This window comes from Acinetobacter sp. LipI_23 (genome assembly GCF_058243045.1).
The window spans coordinates 2045573-2066628 of sequence record NZ_JBZAYJ010000001.1; the positions used below are offsets into that span (position 1 = coordinate 2045573).

The 21056-nt window shown below is 39.7% G+C and carries 21 protein-coding genes and 1 other RNA gene; 5 read left to right on the forward strand and 17 right to left on the reverse strand.

The genetic code is table 11. From position 1 onward, the window contains the following. Window positions 1-22 precede the first annotated feature (22 nt). The 3 genes from AC4CVD_RS10070 to AC4CVD_RS10080 all read right to left on the reverse strand — a co-directional run bounded on the left by AC4CVD_RS10070 (window position 23) and on the right by AC4CVD_RS10080 (window position 2188). Entirely contained in the window at window positions 23-877 is an 855-nt protein-coding gene (locus tag AC4CVD_RS10070; protein ID WP_490753036.1) for a 3'(2'),5'-bisphosphate nucleotidase CysQ family protein, read from the reverse strand. 501 nt (window positions 878-1378) lie between these two features. Beyond that, window positions 1379-1624 (reverse strand): hypothetical protein, encoded by a 246-nt coding sequence (locus AC4CVD_RS10075; RefSeq protein WP_004696594.1) that lies wholly within the window; start codon window positions 1622-1624, stop codon window positions 1379-1381. A 318-nt stretch (window positions 1625-1942) separates the two neighbouring features. Continuing rightward, window positions 1943-2188: a hypothetical protein gene (locus AC4CVD_RS10080; protein WP_004696593.1), complete on the reverse strand. Its 246-nt coding sequence runs from the start codon at window positions 2186-2188 to the stop codon at window positions 1943-1945. Window positions 2189-2857: 669 nt separating this feature from the next. Here AC4CVD_RS10080 and AC4CVD_RS10085 point away from each other — a divergent pair. The 4 genes from AC4CVD_RS10085 to AC4CVD_RS10100 all read left to right on the forward strand — a co-directional run bounded on the left by AC4CVD_RS10085 (window position 2858) and on the right by AC4CVD_RS10100 (window position 5837). Then, the gene (locus tag AC4CVD_RS10085; protein ID WP_004981908.1) at window positions 2858-3532 is read left to right on the forward strand and encodes an HAD-IA family hydrolase; all 675 of its coding nucleotides are present in this window, start codon (window positions 2858-2860) and stop codon (window positions 3530-3532) included. After that, a complete protein-coding gene (locus AC4CVD_RS10090) occupies window positions 3525-3968 on the forward strand; it encodes an RNA-binding S4 domain-containing protein (RefSeq protein ID WP_419275479.1) in 444 nt (147 codons plus the stop codon). The genes AC4CVD_RS10085 and AC4CVD_RS10090 overlap by 8 nt, the downstream gene beginning before the upstream one ends. 114 nt (window positions 3969-4082) lie before the next feature. After that, window positions 4083-5126 carry a recombinase RecA gene (gene recA, locus AC4CVD_RS10095; protein ID WP_005401034.1) on the forward strand — a complete coding sequence of 348 codons (1044 nt, stop codon included), beginning with the start codon at window positions 4083-4085 and terminating at the stop codon, window positions 5124-5126. A gap of 105 nt (window positions 5127-5231) precedes the next feature. Further along, complete coding sequence (locus AC4CVD_RS10100) at window positions 5232-5837, forward strand: regulatory protein RecX (protein WP_490753037.1); 606 nt, start codon at window positions 5232-5234, stop codon at window positions 5835-5837. Window positions 5838-5946: 109 nt separating this feature from the next. Here AC4CVD_RS10100 and AC4CVD_RS10105 read toward each other — a convergent pair whose 3' ends face one another. Both AC4CVD_RS10105 and ffs read right to left on the reverse strand, forming a co-directional pair. Beyond that, window positions 5947-7173 (reverse strand): hypothetical protein, encoded by a 1227-nt coding sequence (locus tag AC4CVD_RS10105; protein ID WP_490753038.1) that lies wholly within the window; start codon window positions 7171-7173, stop codon window positions 5947-5949. A 33-nt stretch (window positions 7174-7206) separates the two neighbouring features. Then, window positions 7207-7303: signal recognition particle sRNA small type (ffs, locus tag AC4CVD_RS10110), an RNA gene on the reverse strand. Window positions 7304-7577: 274 nt separating this feature from the next. Between ffs and AC4CVD_RS10115 the strand changes: the two genes are divergently transcribed. Then, window positions 7578-8423 (forward strand): YbgF trimerization domain-containing protein, encoded by an 846-nt coding sequence (locus AC4CVD_RS10115; protein WP_078388773.1) that lies wholly within the window; start codon window positions 7578-7580, stop codon window positions 8421-8423. 58 nt (window positions 8424-8481) lie between these two features. On the opposite strand, the gene lpxA is transcribed toward AC4CVD_RS10115, so the two are convergent. The 12 genes from lpxA to rimO all read right to left on the reverse strand — a co-directional run bounded on the left by lpxA (window position 8482) and on the right by rimO (window position 20832). Then, window positions 8482-9270 (reverse strand): acyl-ACP--UDP-N-acetylglucosamine O-acyltransferase, encoded by a 789-nt coding sequence (gene lpxA / locus AC4CVD_RS10120; RefSeq protein ID WP_078388772.1) that lies wholly within the window; start codon window positions 9268-9270, stop codon window positions 8482-8484. Beyond that, window positions 9267-9752, reverse strand: a complete 486-nt coding sequence (gene fabZ, locus AC4CVD_RS10125) for a 3-hydroxyacyl-ACP dehydratase FabZ (RefSeq protein WP_010326983.1) — start codon at window positions 9750-9752, stop codon at window positions 9267-9269. Before fabZ ends, lpxA begins: the two co-directional genes overlap by 4 nt. 7 nt (window positions 9753-9759) lie before the next feature. Continuing rightward, window positions 9760-10827, reverse strand: a complete 1068-nt coding sequence (gene lpxD, locus AC4CVD_RS10130) for a UDP-3-O-(3-hydroxymyristoyl)glucosamine N-acyltransferase (protein ID WP_094148179.1) — start codon at window positions 10825-10827, stop codon at window positions 9760-9762. A gap of 3 nt (window positions 10828-10830) precedes the next feature. After that, the gene (locus AC4CVD_RS10135; RefSeq protein WP_335999099.1) at window positions 10831-11325 is read right to left on the reverse strand and encodes an OmpH/Skp family outer membrane protein; all 495 of its coding nucleotides are present in this window, start codon (window positions 11323-11325) and stop codon (window positions 10831-10833) included. Between the two features lie 33 nt (window positions 11326-11358). Further along, a complete protein-coding gene (gene bamA / locus AC4CVD_RS10140) occupies window positions 11359-13893 on the reverse strand; it encodes an outer membrane protein assembly factor BamA (RefSeq protein ID WP_490753039.1) in 2535 nt (844 codons plus the stop codon). A gap of 45 nt (window positions 13894-13938) precedes the next feature. Beyond that, entirely contained in the window at window positions 13939-15294 is a 1356-nt protein-coding gene (gene rseP / locus AC4CVD_RS10145; RefSeq protein WP_490753040.1) for an RIP metalloprotease RseP, read from the reverse strand. 2 nt (window positions 15295-15296) lie between these two features. Beyond that, window positions 15297-16493 carry a 1-deoxy-D-xylulose-5-phosphate reductoisomerase gene (gene ispC / locus AC4CVD_RS10150; protein ID WP_490753041.1) on the reverse strand — a complete coding sequence of 399 codons (1197 nt, stop codon included), beginning with the start codon at window positions 16491-16493 and terminating at the stop codon, window positions 15297-15299. Further along, window positions 16494-17318: a phosphatidate cytidylyltransferase gene (locus tag AC4CVD_RS10155; protein ID WP_004981939.1), complete on the reverse strand. Its 825-nt coding sequence runs from the start codon at window positions 17316-17318 to the stop codon at window positions 16494-16496. Window positions 17319-17321: 3 nt separating this feature from the next. Next, the gene (uppS, locus tag AC4CVD_RS10160) at window positions 17322-18074 is read right to left on the reverse strand and encodes a polyprenyl diphosphate synthase (RefSeq protein ID WP_058951731.1); all 753 of its coding nucleotides are present in this window, start codon (window positions 18072-18074) and stop codon (window positions 17322-17324) included. 8 nt (window positions 18075-18082) lie between these two features. Further along, entirely contained in the window at window positions 18083-18637 is a 555-nt protein-coding gene (gene frr, locus AC4CVD_RS10165) for a ribosome recycling factor (RefSeq protein ID WP_004981941.1), read from the reverse strand. Window positions 18638-18716: 79 nt separating this feature from the next. Continuing rightward, window positions 18717-19445, reverse strand: coding sequence for a UMP kinase (gene pyrH, locus AC4CVD_RS10170; RefSeq protein WP_004696558.1), 729 nt, complete (start codon window positions 19443-19445; stop codon window positions 18717-18719). A 43-nt stretch (window positions 19446-19488) separates the two neighbouring features. After that, window positions 19489-20832 (reverse strand): 30S ribosomal protein S12 methylthiotransferase RimO, encoded by a 1344-nt coding sequence (rimO, locus tag AC4CVD_RS10175; protein WP_004696556.1) that lies wholly within the window; start codon window positions 20830-20832, stop codon window positions 19489-19491. Window positions 20833-21056: the final 224 nt, after the last annotated feature.

Sequence of the window (21056 nt, forward strand, 5' to 3'; positions counted from 1 at the left end):
TATAGCACGCTCAGTTTTTAGCTCAAGCCGACGAAGGCATTAGTTCAAGTGCTTGTAATGCCAGTTTTTTCATATCGTTATTTCGATATGCAATAAAACCGCCATTCAGTAAACTCAATCTTTGGTTATATACGAATGGTCGTCCCTGAAAATCAACCAAACCACCACCAATTCGCTCCAATAAACACTGTCCAGCACTGGTATCCCACTCACTCGTTGGGTGAAAGCGCGGGTAAATATCGACTCGGTCTTCTAACACCATGCAGAACTTATATGCACTCCCTGCGCGATACTCTTGAATAGGCGTAAGTTTTTCCAACTGCTCTAAATATACTTGATACTGCGGCTTACTCTGACTACTTTGACTTAAGCCGACTTGAACAGCACTGTGGTTTTCAACTGGAGCATATTCAGACCATACGTCTTTTTCCATATTGTATTTTAACGGCTGACCGTGTAGTGGACAGAAGTAAACTTGCTGTTCACAAGGAATAGCCAACACCGCAAAAGTTGTATGCGCACCCTCGATAAGACTGAGATTGATAGTGAATTCTGGACGTTGATGCAAAAATTCTTTCGTACCATCTAAGGGATCAAGCATCCAAAAAGACTGCCACTGCTGTCTATGCACATGCTGCCCTTCTTCAGAAAGAACAGGCAAATGAGGAAAGGCTTTGTTTAAAGCATCAGTAATAAATTGATTGACACGATAGTCCGCTTGCGTGACGGGTGAATGATCGGATTTTCGTTCAACTGTAAAATCACCACCTGCAACATAAGCTTGATACTCTGCTCGTAATATCTCGCACGCTTGAGTCACAATCGGTACAAGTTGCAATATCAGCGCATCTTGAGGTGCAGTTGTGGGCTTAAACATGAGATCGCCTTTTTATTCATCAAGTTATAGATAGAGAAATTCATCTATTGGGATAGCAGCCTAATGATCGCTTCATATTCAACGGTATACTGTCACCTTAGAGTGAGAGCAAGCGAATACTTTTCAAAACACTGCCTTAAAACATTATACGCCTAAGACATTCAGGAGATGTCATTCGATTCCAATTCTTCTTTTGACTTTGGGTTGAGTAGTCCAATTAACCTGACTTTACCTTTACTCACACATTGAATATTGATGCTAGAAAAAGTCAAAACTGACTTTTTCTAATTTGTGCTTACTCTTAATTTCTTTTCAGCTTTATACATCCAAGTGATTACTTTAGGAAAAATCATCGCGCAAAAAAATCCCACGCATGGGAGCGTGGGATATAAAACAAGAAAAGCTAGAGCGCTTTAATTTCGAGTGTAGTATAAACCTGTATTTAAAATACATCAATTAAAAAATGCGGCATTCCTCTAGTTTTTTTAAATTACGGTACACCTACTCATTTTTATCTGAACACTTCACTTCTAATTGATATTCATCCTGTGTGACTTTGATCTTAATCTTTTGATACTTTCTTTTATTCGGATCCATAGCCGAACTAGCGACTTCATGCAAAAACTTTCGGTCATTCATAAGCTCGCTATATGCTTTATAACCAATCAAAATCTTTTCAGGCTTTTTATTTTTGGAAATTAATTCTTTTAGAATATCGTCTAGTTCATTTGCAGTAACAATTGACATATCGAAGCAACTCAAAATAAAAAAGATTATCCATGAATAATATGATCAAAAGATGTCAGAAATCATCTTTCTCACTATTTTCATTTCAATAGAAAAATAAAAGCCCGATCAGTATAAAAACAAATCGGGCTTTTAGTCTGCAATCACTCAGACCAGAAAGTTATTATAATAAAAAACCTGTTTACCTCTCTCCAAATAAACAGGTTTAACTGCACAAACATCATCTAATCATTATATTTTCATTTCTTTATGCCATACACTCTACAGCTCAAATATTTCAAAGAAATGAAACCTTAGTTTTTTTACACAATTGAATATTTAATCATCATTACGTAAAAAAGTTAGCTCATATTCATCATGCGTAATTTTAATCTTGGTATTACGATAAGTCCGCTTATTTGGATCTAAAGATGAACTCATTACATTTTCTGCAAATTTTTTATTCGACATAAATTTTGCATAAAGCATATAACCAATACGGATTTTTTTAATGGCCTTTTTCTTACCTTTTGCTTCATATTTATCTAAGGTTTCATCTAAAAAATCTAAATTTAATTCACTCATCTATTCCTCTCTATTTTATTCTCATTCGCCACATCTTTTTTAACCGATTCTTGTTTAAATAACCAGCAAAACCACTTTATTTTTTATTTTTGTCAGAAAACTTACTTTTATTGCGCTGGGCTGGATACAACGAGTCTTTCTCCGTCAGCTGAAGTGGTTTAAATTTAGCTTCAAACATAAAAACTACCCTTAGGTGGTTTTAATGGTATCGATATAAAATGAACATTTGATGAAATAGATTAGATAGACATGTGAGCCGAATAGTTAAGCAGTACTGAAAAGCTGACAAAACCAATGATGCTGTCCGTTGTAATCCATGGCTGATTTAGGTCAGCAGCAACAGTGGAGGCTTTCGATAATAATGACAGCTCTAAGTGTTCTCATCGGATGTTTACAAAAACTCTTCCTTCTCCATAAGGTGAATCATTTCTTATGCTGAAGTTCAATATTGTTGTGGATCAATGTGCGATTAACACATCTTATATGCTCTTACTTAAAAAATTGAGATCCCATATTCTTCAATTTTTGACAATGGGCTATGCAAATCCGTCATCTTATGCATCTATACGCTATAATTACGTCATATTTGCATAAAGCAAAACTGCTAAATCAGTTGCTAACTGTTTTCTATAGCCATTGCTGAACTTTGAAATATTGGAGATTTTTTGAGTGGAAAAGCCAATTATCATTTTTGATATGGACGGTACATTACTGGATCTTGCCTATGATGATTTTATTTGGAATCATCAGCTTCCTATCCGTTATGCTGAACAACACCAGTGCTCTTTAGAACAAAGTACTCAGGCCCTGTTTCAGTTTTATCAAACCCATAATCATACACTCAATTGGTATTCTACGCGCTTTTGGACAGCTAAAGTTGGCGTAGATACGCTCGCTTTGCAGCAGGAATTTAAGCATAAAGTTAGCCTACGTGAAGGCTGTCTTGAACTTCTCGACTATTTAAAAAGTAACGGCTACCCTTGCTGGCTTGCCACCAATGCGGACTGTGAGGGACTCAAGTTCAAACTCGAACACACGAAACTGGCCTCATATTTCGATGTCATTATTAGCAGCGAAACCCTCGGTCATGCCAAAGAGTTTACTGAGTTTTGGCAACATCTCCATGAACGCCATCCTTTTGCAGCCACACAGTGTTACTTTATCGATGACACTGAAAAAGTATTAAAAGGTGCTGAAAGTTATGGTATTCAAAACCTATTTACCATTGCTCAACCCTCATCACTAGGTCAAAGCAAGACATCCAGCCCTTATCCGATCTTAAATCAGCTCACCGATTTAATTCCGTATTTAGAGCAAGCTGAGGTCACTGCCAAATATGCGTAAATCCACTTTAGCGGAAGATACTGTCGGCATGCGCATTGACAAATGGTTATGGGCAGCACGTTTTTTTAAAACGCGCTCCATTGCCAAAAATGCAATTGAGGGGGGCAAAGTTCACCACCATGGCGAACGTGTCAAAGTGTCGAGAGAAGTTCGGGTTGGAATGGAACTCACCATACAACAAGGTATTGACAAGAAAACCGTAGTGATCAAAGAACTCTCTGACGTTCGTGGCCCCGCTCCTGTTGCACAAAAATTATATGAAGAAACTGAAGTCAGTATTACACGACGGGAATTGATTGCAAGCCAAAGAAAGTTGCATAATCTAGCTCGACCTGATCATCGTCCAAGTAAAAAAGACCGACGCGATATCAGTAAGTTTAGACAAGAAAATGATCAACAATTTGACCAATATTGGTCTTATAATGATGATGAATGACATGCGTCATATTGTGTCGCACACGATCTGACTTTTATAGAAGATACAGACTAAATCTGTCACTATACTGAGCATATTCAGTAAATATCCGTGACATCGTTTTGAGGTTGTAAGATGGATGATAATAAAAGCAAGGCGCTCAATGCTGCGCTAAGCCAAATTGAAAAGCAGTTTGGTAAAAACACAGTAATGCGTCTTGGCGATAACACCGTACAAGCTGTTGAAGCGGTATCAACGGGTTCTTTGACACTTGATATTGCTCTAGGCATTGGCGGCTTACCTAAAGGTCGTATCGTTGAGATTTATGGTCCTGAATCTTCAGGTAAAACAACCATGACTTTACAAGCGATTGCCGAATGTCAAAAAGCAGGTGGTACATGTGCATTTATCGATGCAGAACACGCTTTAGACCCGCAGTATGCGCGTAAACTTGGCGTAGATATTGACAATCTACTGGTTTCTCAACCTGACCATGGTGAGCAAGCACTTGAAATTGCAGACATGCTGGTTCGCTCTGGTGCTATTGACCTTATCGTTGTCGACTCTGTTGCAGCATTGACACCACGTGCGGAAATTGAAGGTGAAATGGGCGACTCGCACATGGGCCTCCAAGCGCGTTTAATGAGCCAAGCATTACGTAAAATTACAGGTAATGCAAAACGTTCAAACTGTATGGTGATTTTCATTAACCAAATTCGTATGAAAATTGGTGTAATGTTTGGTAGCCCTGAAACCACGACTGGTGGTAATGCGTTGAAATTCTATGCGTCTGTGCGTTTAGACATTCGCCGTGTAGGTCAGGTCAAAGAAGGCGATGAAATCGTTGGTTCTGAAACCAAAGTGAAAGTTGTCAAAAACAAAATGGCACCTCCATTCCGCGAAGCGCTCTTCCAAATCCTATATGGTAAAGGTGTCAACCATTTGGGCGAACTTGTAGACTTGGCTGTTCAACAAGAAATCGTACAAAAAGCAGGTGCTTGGTATTCATACCAAGGCGACAAAATCGGTCAAGGTAAAAACAATGTGATCCGTCACCTTGAAGAAAACCCTCAGTTGGCTGAAACCATTGAGAAAATCATTCGAGAAAAACTACTGACGACTGCAAACGCTGCGCCTGTAGAAGAGAATGAAGAAGAGCCAGACTTTTTAGATGCTTAATTAAAAGTATCGAAAAAGATTAAATGTTATTACACGACATTTAGGCTTACACTAAGAACGCCCTACGGGGCGTTTTGTTTATTCAGATCTACTTCATACCCAATTATGCCTAATTCAAAATTTCCCAAACTCCTTGACTACGATGCTCTCAAACAACAATTTGGCGAGGAAGAATCCCCTGCTAGTCAATACTGCCACACGCAGGTAACACAAGAAACTGTTGATGCTTTAGATTTTGATGAAGAGAATCAACCCAAACCCACAGGTTTAACAGGTTCCCGTCTACGCTCTTATGCCTTTGCTGTATTAACACGTAAGGAATATTCAAAAGCAGAATTGATTGAAAAATTGGCCACATGGGCAATGCACCGCGAAGAAGTGATTACACTGGTTGAAGAGCTTTCAGCACAAAACTATCAGAGTGATCAACGTGTGGCTGAGATCACTTTATCGAGCCAAAAGCGTAAAGGCAAAGGTCCTAATCGCATTAAAATGGCGCTAAAAACCAAAAAGATTGACACTGGTTTAATTTTAGAAGAATTGAAAGAAACGGATTGGGTCGAACAAGCCTATCAACTCAAAGTTAGAAAGTATGGAACTGAGGTCGCAACAGATCCAAAACTAAAAGCCAAACAAATCCGTTTTTTAATGTACCGTGGCTTTGAAATGGACGCGATTATGAAAGCCATTTCGAGAAAAATTGAAGATTAAACGGCTATTTACCTGCACTGGCCCACACATGATTGATCTGTCATCTAGCTATATCAAGAAAACGTAAACAAGCTTATCAGCTATTAAACCTTAAATACTAAAATCTAATTTACTGCAGCTCATAAGCTGACCAAGTAATGCCTAAGTTACCTTTATGTAGTGTCATCTTATAACCACCATCAACATTTGTATTATAGTAGTCACCAGATCTCACTTTGACACGCTGTACCGCACCATCAGACATTCGTACATCTAAATAATAATGCGAAAGCGAATGACGACGCGCGCCTACTCTCCAAACACCCTCGCTCTTCTCCTTATTTACGACCTGCACATCTTGAGAACTTAAAATACTATTATCATTTATGCTATTCACAATACGCACCAAACTCGCAGAATAAATACCAACAACAGGTATAGCAAGTGCGATCACCATGATCATTTGCCGCTTCATTTTCTGAGCAAACTTCTTTTTAAATACAATATATAGAGAAGATAATAGAAAGCTCATGCATATCAATGAATAAAATAAAAAAGCTAAATCGTAATGCTGGATAATACCCCTAAGAAATAAATAATTGCATACAAGCATAATCAGAAAAGACAGCACTTCTGTAGAGATTTTAGCCTTTTGCATATAAATAATATAAAAATTATGATGCTTTGGATAACTAAGGTATAGATAAACCAAAGCCATACCATGAAATAAAAGATCTGACCAATCAAATATAGGGGCTAAAAAGAAAATAATAACCGTCAATACATCTAAAATTTTTCTAAATCTTAATGCATATTTTAAATATTTTTGTTGCTGTTCACTGGAAATATTTTTTGTATGTTCTTGTATAAAATTTTGTTCTTGCTCTCGTTTATTAACAACCTCAATATCTTCAAAATGTGCCATGAACATATTACAAATTCTTTTATATGACTCAAAATCTGAACTAATATTAACGATTTGATGATGCTGATCAATCAGTAGCAAACGACTTCTTTTTCTAAAAGATAAAATTTCATAGCCTTTTATTTCACTATAGAGCACTTTTTTAACAGTGAAAACTTTACGATAGAGAAGATGATCTTCATTAAAAACAATTTCGGTATTTATGCTTTCAAGCAACAAATAAAAAATGCAGAATAAAACACAGAGACAAGATACAACAAAGCCTATGGCAATATAATTTAAAAAACCATTTGAAATAAAATATAGAATTGAGAAATAGATAAAAATAGTGGTAATTGCAAAAAATAGAAGAAAAAGCAGAATACTTTTCACTTTCTCAGAGGATTCAATACTTACAACTAGACCTGCATCAATGCCATAGTAGTCTTTCATTTTTATTCTTTTTATTTATAAAACTGGTGGCAACCCTACCAGCAAGACTTCGGCACATCATATTTCTACTACCGTTGCTACCTTCCGGTCCTGGCGGGGTTCGTAGAGTACAATTGCGAAGTAACCGGCAGGGCTACCATTGCAAGAACAGAGTATAGAGATTTTTCCCTAAGTTGCAAGCCTATAAACGACTTTTCAATAAGCATTTCATTCAATTGACTATTTATAAAACAAACTTAAGAAAAATCGCTCAATTATTGGTAACGACTAGGCTACATTCATTTACCTAAATATACGACAACAATGTAAAAGCTTATTGCAATTCATAACGTTGCCGTTTTTAATGGGGTAAATGAATTTCGTTTGATGTTTTCCCCATCAAAGCCTTATAACACGGATATTTTATGATGCTAAAGAAGCATAGCCTATGTGCCCTCACCCTACTTTGCACAACGCCTGTTTTCGCCAATATTCCAATTGAATCTCGCGGCTTAAGTCAAGCAACGAACAATAGTGTCAATCCAACCAGCGTCGCAGTAGACACAGGTGCGAGTGCAACAGCAACCAATATTAATTGGCAAATCATGCAAAAGAACCAACAATTAGAAAATGATTTGCGTAGCTTACGCGGTAAACTTGAAGAGCAAGACAACGAGATCGCTCAACTCAAACATGAGTTGGAAAACCGTTACGCTGACCTAGATCAACGCTTAGAGTTACTTCAACAAAAAGTAGACCCTGAAGCGAGCAATACAACGGAGGATAACCAACAGGATACTCCTCCCAGTAACACCACAATCACCAACGCCAGCAGTAGCACAACCACGGTCGCAGTAAACAAAGCACCTGTAGTGGTCAGTACGCAAAACACATCAGAGCCATCTGAGCTAGAAAAAGCCGCGTATACTGTCGCATTGGATGCCTATAAGCAAGGTGGTGCGAAGAAAGCGATTGCACCCATGCAAAATTTTATTAAAAACAACCCCAACAGTGTTTACATCAGCAATGCATATTTCTGGTTAGCGGAATTTAATTTAGCGATTGAACCTACCAACTATGCAGAAGCGAAAAAGAACTACGGGATTGTGGCAAACCAATACCCAAACTCTTCGCGTGCGCCTCGAGCAGTCTATCAACTCTATAATATTGCAAAAGAAGTGGATAAAAACTCGACTCAGGCCAACCAATACAAAGCCAAACTCCTTAAGCAATATCCTAAGTCTGAAGAAGCCTCTTTCTTTAAGAAATAATTTTCCTATAGATATAAAAAAAGACACGCGAAGTGTCTTTTTTATCTTTGGAATAAGCTTAACGCACAATGCCACGCTCTGACTGTTCTAACGAGTCAATGAGCAACTGTGCTTCAGCAACTTCAGGCAAAATTTCTGCACGGATACGTTCTAAAGCCTGCTCTGTCGTTAAACCTTCTTTATAGATCAGTTTAAATGCAGTACGTAAACCTTGAATCACATTTTTAGACCAACCTTTACGACGCATGCCTTCAACATTCATCGCAAAAGCATGTGCAGGATTACCAGAAACCATCACATAAGCAGGGACATCTTTTACAATCAATGATGCGCCACCAATCATGCTATAAGAATCAATCTTACAGAATTGGTGTATACCCGAGTTACCACCGACAATCACATAGTCACCTACATGAACATGACCAGCTACGCCGACATTGTTTGCAAAAATATTATGATCACCGACCACGCAGTCGTGCGCAATATGCGTATTCACCATCAATAAATTATGGCTACCAATCTTGGTTATACCGTGATCCTGAACCGTACCCCGGTGTAAACTACAATGTTCACGAATTTTATTATGGTCACCAATTTCTAACCAGGTTTCTTCACCTGCATATTTTAGATCTTGGCAGACCTCACCCACGCTTGCGAATTGGAAAATTTCATTTTGTTCTCCAATACGCGTATAACCACCGACCACCACATGCGAATGTAACTGCGTACCTGCACCAATAGTGACATTTGGACCAATAATACAATACGGTCCAATCTTTGCATCTGCTGCAATCACGGCAGATGCATCGATGATTGCTGTTGGGTGAATAAATTCGTTATTGCTCATGATTGCTCTATTTTCTGATGCGAAACCATAATTTCCGCAGATGCTGCTACTACACCGTCAACGGTGGCAATACAATTATATTTGTAAATACCACGTTTCTGCATGACCAATTCTGATTTTAACACCAATTGGTCGCCTGCAACGACTTGCTTTTTAAAGCGAACTTTCTCTGCACCTGCGAACAAGAACAAAGAACCTTCACTTGGTTTCTCATTGTTCATGATGAAACCAAGAATACCTGAAACTTGCGCTAATGCTTCGACAATCAAAACACCAGGCATAATTGGATAATTAGGGAAATGGCCTTGAAGAAACTCTTCATTAATAGACACATTTTTATACGCCACAATTCCATTTTCAGTCACATCAACAACACGATCGACCAATAAAAAAGGATAGCGGTGTGGTAAGTACTCACGAATAGTTTGAATCGTCATTGGCAATTCAGGTTTCGTGAAACTAGTAGAATTCGACTCAGTCATCATATTTCTATTTACGCAATTTAATTGTTGATTCAAGGGACTCAATTTGAGCCTGCATATGATCAAGTTTTTTTACCAATTGGGTCAATGGCACATCTGCTAATTGTCTTAAACGAACAACGGTGCGTTTCCACTTTTGATTTTCAAACAGCCCAATTCCTGAGGAATACGTTCCAGCCACAGAAATATTATTTGTGACCATTGACATTCCAGTTAACGTAACATTATCAACAATATTTAAGTGCCCTGCAATTGCAGACCCACCACCTACGATGCAATTTTTGCCAATGGTTGTACTACCGGCTATTGCAGTATTGGCAGCAAAAGCCGAATTGGCACCAATTTTAGCGTTATGGGCGATTTGCACAAGGTTATCAATAATGACACCATCTTCCAAAATTGTGTCATCCAATGCACCGCGATCAATACTACAATTTGAACCAATCCGTACATCATTTCCAATGATGACCGAACCCAATTGAGCAATTCGATGCCATTTCCCTTGATAAGGGGCAAAACCAAAACCCTCACTACCAATCACAGTATTGGCATGAATACGGACACGATCACCAATTTTGCATGACATCAGATTTACATGCGATTCAATTAAACCACCGCGGCCAATTTCAACCCCATCATGTATGCTGACATGGGAATGGATAATCGTGTCATCGCCAACAACGCAATTTTCACCAATGACCACATAATGACCAATATAAGCAGTATCTGAGATGATTGCAGAAGGATGTATCTGCGCAGTGCTTTCAATGCCCTGTTCAGTGTGTTTAACCTCAAAAGCATGGGTTAAAATTGCAAAGGCTAAATAGGGATTGGCAACAACAATAAAGTTTTGATGTTCAACCAAGTGATCTTTCAAATCTGCTGTAACAATAAATGCTCCAGCTTTAGACTGCTGTGCTTGCTCTAAGTACTTTTCACCATTTACAAATGCAAGATGTCTAGATTCTGCCGAATCTAGACTTGCTAATCCCTTAAGGATTAAATCAGCTTGACCTACACACTCACCTTGGACTAAACGAGCAAGATCTTCTAAGCGATACTGTTGAGGATTCATTGATTACTTAATTGCGTTAACCTTTTGAATCATTTTATCAGTTAAATCATACTTAGCGTCATAGGCAAGTGCTGAGTTTTTATTCAAAACAACATCTAATTGATTTTCTTTACGCAATTGTTCAGCAACTTGCTTTACACGACCATCAAATACAGTACGTACTTGCTGAATAGAGCTTTGCACACTGCTTTGCATGGTTTGTTGTAAAGTATTGAACTCATTCATTTTGGTTTGGTACTGAGTCACCATTTTTTGCTTATCCGCAGCGCTCAGCTTATCACCTGTTTGTAAACGCTGTTGTAAGTCTTGAAGCTCTTTACTGAGTTGATCAAGCTTGGTGCTTTGCGGTTGAATTTTTTGTTGAAAACTCGAATTTTGTTGTTTTAAATAGGTGCTATTTTCAACAACACGCTCAAGATCCACCACACCATAGCCAGCAGCATTCACCACTGTAGAAGTTAATGCTGTAAGTGTTAAAGCTGTAAGAAGTTTTTTCATATTGATATCTTTCATGTAGAGAAAAGGTCGACCTTAGAAGGTACGACCGATTTCAAATTGAATGTTCTTTGTCTCGTCGCCTTCTTTATCATTCAATGGATATGCATAGCTGAGAGACAATGGACCAATCATCGTAATCCAAGTAAAGCCTACACCCACGCTATAGCGCATGTTATCAAGCTCGAAACCGAAGTTGTCTTTACAGTATTGCTTCGCATCCACACCAGCATCAGTTTTACTTCCAGTCATATATAATTGACCAGATGGAACATCACACTGTGTATCAAATACTTGCGCACCTTCAGCAAAGATAACTGGGCGAACCTGACGCGTCCAGTCCCCTTTAAATGGTAAAGGTAAAGCCAATTCTGTACCAAATTGGATCAGTGCGTTACCACCTACTTCCTCAAAATCATAATCTTTAGATCTTGATTCACTATAAGTCACACCTGGGTATTTTGGACCTAAGGTACTGTTATCATAACCACGAACTGAACCAAAACCACCTGCATAGAAGTTTTTATAGAATGGTAAGTCATTACCATAACCCAACTTACCATAGCCACGAAGTACGAAGTCTTTACCTAATGGGAAATAAGCTTGAGCATCATAAGTCAGTTTTTGATATTCAACATCACTACCCGGTAATGCAATTTCACCATTTACACGATGCGACATACCAGATGTAGGGAACACCGGACGGTTTAAAGTGTTATATGACCAACCCAAGTTTAAGTTATACGTTAGGAAATCACCGTTAAATTCATTATCATAATCAACAGTCTGACCATTACATTTCGTACCAGTTATTTTTGTTGGATGAGCAGGATCCTCATACAAGTTTTTTATAGTACCAATACAAACATCTTCAGCTTTGCCAGTTGCCTTACCGCCATGCGCCAACAAGTAATCACGTACATAGGTCGATACATACGGACCTGTGGTTACTTCAGTTTGGTCAATGTTTAAACCCGCACTAATACTTTGGTTTTCATCAATTGGATAACCGAAATTGATACCACCACCAAGACTATCCGTCACATAGTTATTGACGTTATAGTCTTCATCCAACTTGGTTTTACGGTAGTACATGTTATAACCACGACGTACACCATCGATAGTAAAGTACGGATCCGTCACACTTAGGTTGTAATAGTCTTGCGTTTCCGAGCGGGATAAATCAATTGCAACAGAATTACCTGTACCCATGAAATTGGTTTGACTTAAACCTGCTTGGAAAGTTACACCACCGCTTTGTGAGAAACCAACTGCTAAGGTACTGGTACCCGAGTGCTGCTCTTCAACATTAATATTTAAATCAACCTGATCGGCTGTGTTCGGAACACGTGCAGGCTTGATATCTACAGTTTTAAAGAAACCTGTACGCTCTAAACGAACTTTAGATAAATCAATTTTCTCATTACTTGCAAGTGCACCTTCCATTTGGCGCATTTCACGACGTAATACTTCATCCGCAGTTTTCGTGTTGCCGGTAAAGTTAATACGACGCACAGTCACTTGCTGACCTGGATTCACATAATAATTTAAATTCACCAGATGAGTTTCTTTATCGATCTGAGGCACGACGTTCACTTCTGCATAGTAATAACCTGCATTACCGTATTTGCGCAGAAGCAACTGTTTAACAGCATTCACTTTTTCTTGTGAATAGATATCGCCATCTTTATAAATTTGTAAAGCTTTCAGCTCTGCTGGGGTGTATAAAGCATCGCCCAAAAATTTGGTTTCGCCAAATTTAAACTGTTCGCCTTCATCCACTGAAACTTCAACAAAAATATTCTTTTTATCTTCACTTAAATTTAAGCTTGAGTGATTGATATTAAAGTTAATATAGCCTTTATTTAAATAAAGCGCACGTAAAGACTCTAAGCTTGCAGCCATCTTTTCACGTGCATAACGGTCATTACGTGAAATAATGGATGTCCAACCACTCTCTTTTACCGCAAACGCTTGTTCAATTTCGCTTTCTTTAAATACTGTATTACCAATAATATTGATATCTACGACTTTTGCAGCCTTACCTTCAACAAACTCAATAGTAAGGTCTACACGGTTGTTCGGCTTTGCCGTCGTCACAACTTTTACATCAGCATCATAACGACCTTGCTGCATGTACTGTTGTTCAAGCTCAGACTCAACCGTTTGTAGCGCTGATTTTTTCAGCACTTCACCTTCGGTGATTCCCATCTTCTTCAAGCCTTCTTCCAAGGCCTCTTTAGGAATGAGTTTATTACCTTTAAATTCAACTTTAGAAATTAGTGGGCGTTCGACAACTTTGAAAACCAGCGCATCACCCTGCTTTTCTGTTTTAATGTCATCAAACAAACCTGTTGCATATAAACTACGAATGGCATTGGCAAGTGCTGCATCGCTCACACGATCCCCACTATTCAACGGAATCATTCCATAGACATTTGCTGGCGTTAAACGAACAAGTCCATCAACCTTAATATCACGTACTATATAATCTTCTGCTGCATATACTTGTTGTACTGTTGCCATAGCACTGATGAGCGCCAAAGGCATAAATAAATGTGTGTGCTGCATGCCAGTTTTTTCCGATGTAAAATTTAATTCCGTATCTACGCTTTTTTACAAACGCATAAAATCATTGAATAGTGCCAAAAGCATCATACTTCCGAGCAATACCATACCAATTTTTAAACCAACCAATTGTATTTGTTCAGAAACAGGTTTACCACGTATTAGTTCTATAAAATAATAGACCAAATGTCCACCATCAAGCATAGGAATAGGCAATAAATTTAATATCCCTAAACTTACACTCATCAGTGCCATAAATGAGATAAAAGTTTGCCAACCCATTTCCGCACTTTGTCCTGCGACTTTGGCAATCGTGATCGGTCCTGATAGGTTGTCTAGACCAATCAAACCGCGCACCATTTTTACAATCGAGTTCAAAATCATACTCGACAGTTGACCGGTTTTATCCACCGCCATCATGAAGGCTTCGGCAGGATTATATTGTATCGTTTGTTTATATTCTGTAGGAATACTGATTTTCCCAGGGTCACTTTGTACACCTAAGACACCAGAAACCTTGCCCATGTTGTCACGTTTACCTTGCGGCATCACCTCAAGTTGTACCAATTGATTTTGGCGAAGCACATCAATTTTTAACAATTTCTCAGGCGAGGCTTGAACCACTTGCACCACATCAAACCAATCATTCATCTTGATACCATCAATCGCGACAATTTTGTCACCTTGTTGCATACCCTGACGAATGGCTGCACCATCTTCGCTCAACTTAGTCACAACCGCAGGAATTTTTGGTCGATAAGGCGTAAAACCCAGAACATCAAGCGGAGACTGTGATTGATCTTTCAAGAAGTTTTGAATAGGTAAACTAAACGTCTTAACTTGTCCCGCACGTTCGGCCTGAATTTGGATTGATCCCGTTTCACCCACACGGTCAACCAAGGCGAAATTCAACTTTTCCCAAGTCGGTGTCGTTAAGCCATCAACAGCGGTAATTTTATCGCCCACTTGCATTTGAACTTGTGCGGCAGGTGTATTAGGTAACACTTTACCCACACGAGTATTCAACTGCTCTTGTGCAGGCAAAAACAAAATCCAAAACAGAAAGATTGCAAATACCAAGTTAATCAATGGGCCAGCTGCAACAATTGCTATACGCTTCCAAGGTGACTGACGATTAAATGCTTTGGGCACATCCTCTTCAGCAACATCGCCTTCACGCTCATCCAGCATTTTGACATAACCACCCAAGGGCAATGCCGAAAGCTGATATTGAATACCTGACTTTTTAGAGGTCCACTTTAAAACCGTTGGTCCAAAACCAATGGAATAAACTAAAACTTTTACGCCCAATTTACGCGCAACAAAATAGTGCCCAAACTCATGTATTGCAATAAGTGGGCCTAAAAGCAAAATTGCCGCAACAATCATAAACAAGGCGCTCATGCTTAAATTCCTATATTCACCACATATTGCTGAGCAACATGACGTGCGTTTCGATCGGCTTCTAAAATAACATCAAGTTGTGTTGCTGCTTGATGTGGGATGGTATTCAAAGTGTGTTCAACAATAGCAGGAATATCCATAAACCCCACCTGTTGATTTAAAAATGCAGCAACCGCAATTTCATTGGCTGCATTTAAAATCGCTGGGGCTGTGCCCCCAGTTTTCATCGCTTGACGTGCCAAGCTTAATGCGGGGAATCGATGCGTATCAGGCGCTTGAAAATCCAACTGATGATTTTTAAATAAATCTAAAGCTGGAACATGGGTTTGAATACGCTCAGGCCATGCCAACGCATGTGCAATCGGCGTACACATATCAGGATTTCCCATTTGCGCCAATGTTGAACCATCCACATATTGCACCATGGAATGAATAATACTCTGCGGATGCACAACTACTGTAACAAAATGTTCTTCGATTGAAAAAAGATGACAAGCTTCAATTAGCTCCAACCCTTTATTCATGAGGGTTGCCGAATCAACCGAGATTTTCTGTCCCATGGACCAATTCGGGTGTTTGCACGCCTGTGCAGGCGTTACATTATGTAATTCATCTAAACTATGCTTTAGAAATGGTCCGCCTGATGCGGTCAAAAGAATACCAGAAACTCCAAGTTTCGGCTGTCCGTGTCGCTCAGTTTGTAAATAGGTCTGCGGTAAGCATTGGAAGATTGCATTATGCTCAGAGTCTACAGGAAGCAAAAGAGCCTGATGGTCGTGAGCAGACTGCATCATGATGTCACCCGACATCACCAACGCTTCTTTATTTGCCAAAAGGACACGCTTTCCTGCCTTTACCGCTGCTAGCGTCGGCATTAAACCTGCCGCGCCCACAATCGCCGCCATTACCACATCCACTTCTGGATGTTCAGCAACCGCGATGAGGCCTGCCTCATCCGCCAAAATTTCAATGTTTTGTAAATTGGCTGCGACTAGGAGCTGGCGCAGTTCATCCACTTTAACTTGAGGTACAACTGCAATTTTAGGTTGAAACTGCTGACAAATATCAACAAGTTCTTGCATCCGACTATGTGCCGTAACAGCAAACACAGAATAGCGTTCAGCATGTTGTTGCAATATTTTTAAGGTGCTCTGCCCAATCGAACCCGTAACACCCAAAATACAAACAGATTGAGACATTTACAAATCTACGCCAATAAGTTTTAACACATATACACCCGCAGCAAAGATAGGTGCAGCAGCTAGTAGCGAGTCAATGCGATCCAGTACTCCACCATGCCCCGGCAAAATACGACCTGAGTCTTTAATTCCAGCACGACGTTTAATCATAGATTCAAACAAATCACCTAAAACTGAGCTAAATACAGTCACTACAGATAAAATAAGAAATAATAAATGCTGTGCGTACGTTAAGTCTAAATAGAGGATTTCAACAGCAACCACGATGATCATGGCCGTAATCACACCACCATAGAGACCTTCCAATGATTTATTTGGACTCACTTCAGGTGCAAGTTTACGCTTACCCAGTTTACGCCCAACAAAATATGCCCCGCTGTCAGCACCCCAAACCAATAAAAACAGGTACATTAGCCACCATGGAGACATCTTCCAGAGTGCAAAAATAGCGGTCACAGCTGAAGATATCAGAACAATACCAACCACCTTAAGGGTTGAATTATACCAAGCATCATAATTTGGATAGGATTTAACCCAATACAGGCTTAGCAGCCAACATAGGATAGAGGCAGCCCAAAGTAGAAGCGCAATATCGTTAAAGTATAAAGCAAGTGTAGCAAGGCCAGCACTTAGTAAACCAAAACCCCATGCTAGAGGTTTATTAACATTTTTTGTTGTACGGGGCATGAGTTTAAACCACTCATAGCCTGCAACCCCTGCCGCAATAATCATCAGCACAAACATTGGATAGTGTGACTGGGTTGCAAACATACAACTCAGTACAACGGCCACCAAAACCAATGCGGTTATAATCCGCTCTAACATTTATTAGTTCTCAATTTTATCTTGTAGAATTTGTTCCGTCGTTTTCCCGAAACGACGTTCACGCCCACCAAATACAGCCAAGGCGTCATCAAACTCTTCTACACTGAACTCTGGCCAAAGAGTTGGAGTGAAGTAAAGCTCTGCATAAGCTGCTTGCCACAACATAAAGTTCGATAAACGAAAATCCCCGCCTGTACGAATCAATAGATCCACAGCGGGTAAATCACTCAAACTAACGTATTGGCCAAAAACATGTTCATCAATTTGCTCAGGATCTAACGCTTGAGATTGAACAGCAAGTGCAATCTGCTTAGCCGCATGCGCCATATCCCACATCCCACCGTAACTAATTGCGATGGTCAAAGTCATCTTGTCGAAATTAGCAGTGTCTTGTTCGGCATGCAACATTAAGTCACGCAATTGCGGAGATAATTTAGAACGATCACCAATAAAACGTAAGGACATTTGATATTGATGCATACGAGGCAACTGTTCATGAATCGTGTCTTCCAACAATTTCATGAGCAAATCAACTTCAGCTTGAGGGCGCTTCCAATTTTCACTCGAAAAAGCAAAAACGGTTAATGCTTGAATATTTCTTTTTCGACAATGCTCAACAATCGGGTCAAGGACATTTTTTCCTTCACGGTGACCATCGCCCTTTTGCATTGCATTTTTTTTGGCAAAACGATTGTTACCATCCATGATGATGGCAACATGTTTTGGAAGAGTAAGCTTATCTTCTGAATCGGTCATTATACAAGTTAGACCTTCAACAACTCAGCTTCTTTATTCGCAAGACGTTTGTCGATTTCAGCAACAAACTTATCTGTGATTTTTTGAATATCATCAGATGCACGACGTTCATCATCTTCAGAAATTTCTTTTTCTTTCAACAATGCTTTGATGTCGCCCAGTACATCACGGCGAATATTACGTACTGCAACTTTTGCATTTTCAGCTTCGTTACGCGCAACTTTTTGCATGTCACGACGTGTTTCTTCCGTCAATGCAGCCATTGGAACACGAATCGCATCAGCCGTAATCGGGTTTAAACCCAAATCTGATTCACGGATGGCTTTATCAATTGCCGCAACCATGGTGCGCTCAAATGGCTGAATCAACAATGTTCGCGAGTCTTCAACACCCACGTTTGCCACTTGGTTTAATGGCACATCTGAGCCATAGTAAGGAACCATTACCCCGTTTAAGATAGATGGATGCGCACGTCCTGTACGAACCTTGGCAAAACCGTGTTCTAACGAGTCAAGTGACTTGTTCATACGGTCTTCTGCGTCTTTTTTAAGATCGTTAATCATGTGATCTTCCTTACTTAATTCGAAAAGATATAAATTCTAAAATAGCGTGTAGTATAAAGAGCTTTCGAGGTCACGTACATTAGTTCGTTACGTGAGTACCCTCTTTTTCACCCATAACCACTGAAAGCAATGAGCCTGCTTTATTCATGTCAAAGACTTGAAGCGGCACATTGTGGTCACGACACAAGCAAATCGCTGTTAAATCCATCACACCCAATTTCTCATCTAACACTTGGTCAAAAGTTAATGTGTCATATTTAACAGCATCATCATATTTGCTTGGGTCTTTGTTGTAGACACCATCAACTTTCGTTGCTTTTAGGATCAGGTTGGCTTCAATCTCGATACCACGTAAGCATGCTGCTGTATCTGTGGTAAAGAATGGGTTACCTGTACCTGCGACAAACACACAAACTTCACCTTGTGTTAGGTGACGAATCGCATCACGGCTTGAGTATGATTCAACCACAGCACCAATTGGCAATGCTGACATCAAACGCGTTTTGATATTGCGACGTACCAAAGCATCACGTAATGCCAAGCCATTCATCACGGTTGCAAGCATACCCATTTGGTCACCCGTTACGCGACCAACCAAACCATCTTTTTGCAATTGACTACCGCGATATAAGTTACCACCACCCACAACAATCCCGACTTGTACACCCAAACCCACTAAGTGCGCAATTGCCAAAGACATTTGATCAAGTACTTGAGCATCAATACCCATATCTTTATTTCCAGCCAACGCTTCGCCAGAAAGTTTCAGTAAGATGCGTTCAAAACGTGGTTTTTTAGAATCCAACATCGCAATAACTCCAATATCTAAATTTTAAAATTTTATTTGTGTCTTAATTCGATTTAATCGAAATCAACTGTGCATACAGATCATATTCATCTGCATCGGTAATTTCGACTTCTAACAAATCGCCTGATTTAATCTGGCTTTTATCAATATCTTCCACAAAGACATTGCCATCAATTTCAGGAGCATCTGCGTATGAGCGTGCAATCGCAACTGGGAATTCTTCATCCAACTCATCGACCAGCACCGTCATTTTCTGACCAACACGCTTTTGAAGTTTGGCAGCAGAAATCGCCTGTTGCACTTCCATAAAGCGTTCATAACGCTGTTGCTTAATCTCTTCAGGCACGTGATCTGGCAAGTCGTTTGCTGTCGCACCCTCAACAGGTGAATAGGTGAAGCAGCCTACGCGATCAAGTTGTGCTTCTTTCAACCACTCAAGTAAGATTTCAAAATCTTCTTCAGTTTCGCCAGGGAAACCCACAACGAAGGTTGAACGAATCACCAAGTCAGGACATTTTTCACGCCACAGCTTTAAACGCTCAAGTGTATTTTCACTATGCGCAGGTCGTTTCATTAGTTTTAAAACTTTTGGGCTGGCATGTTGGAATGGAATATCCAAATAAGGCAAAATTTTACCTTGTGCCATCAAGTCAATCACTGCATCCACATGTGGATATGGATAGACATAGTGCAAACGCACCCAAATACCCAGTTGACCTAAGGCCTCACACATGTCATAGAACTTCGTCTTAACAGGTTGACCATTCCAAAAGTCTAATTTGTATTTGGTATCGAGGCCGTAAGCAGAAGTATCTTGGGAGATAACGAGTACTTCTTTTACACCGGCACGTTTAAGCGCAGCCGCTTCTTCTAAAACAGAACCGACTGGGCGAGACACTAAGTCACCACGCATACTTGGAATAATGCAGAAGGTACAACGATGGTTGCACCCTTCTGAGATTTTTAAGTACGCATAATGCTTCGGCGTTAAACGAATCCCTTGTTCTGGAACAAGGTCAATAAATGGGTTGTGTTTTGGTGGCTCAGGCACGTATTGGTGCACGGCTTCCATCACTTCTTGATATGCAGCCGCCCCTGTCACTTTTAAGACATTTGGGTGCATTTGGCGAATTTTGTCTTCGTCTTTACCTAGGCAGCCCGTAACGATTACACGACCGTTCGCACTCATGGCTTCGCCAATGGCATCTAAAGACTCTTGCACTGCAGATTCAATAAAACCACAGGTATTTACAACAACTAAATCCGCACCATCATAATCTGATGCTACATCATAACCTTCAGTCTTCAACTGAGTTAAAATTCGTTCGGAATCAACCAATGCCTTAGGACAACCTAAAGAAACAAAACCGACTTTGGGGGATTTCATGAATCTGCGCTCCACTAGAATGCGCGTATTGTATGTCTTTTCTGTTTATAAAAACAGATCGATTCTACACTCTTTGTTTAATGCACCAAAATAAAACCAACACTGTAGTAGAATTAACATAACGCACCATTTTAAGTCACTTTCAGTTTACTTGATTTTTAGAATCCGCTATATCTTTAGCTAATCGTTCATTTACAGCGCATTCCGCAAAAAAAGTGTGCTCA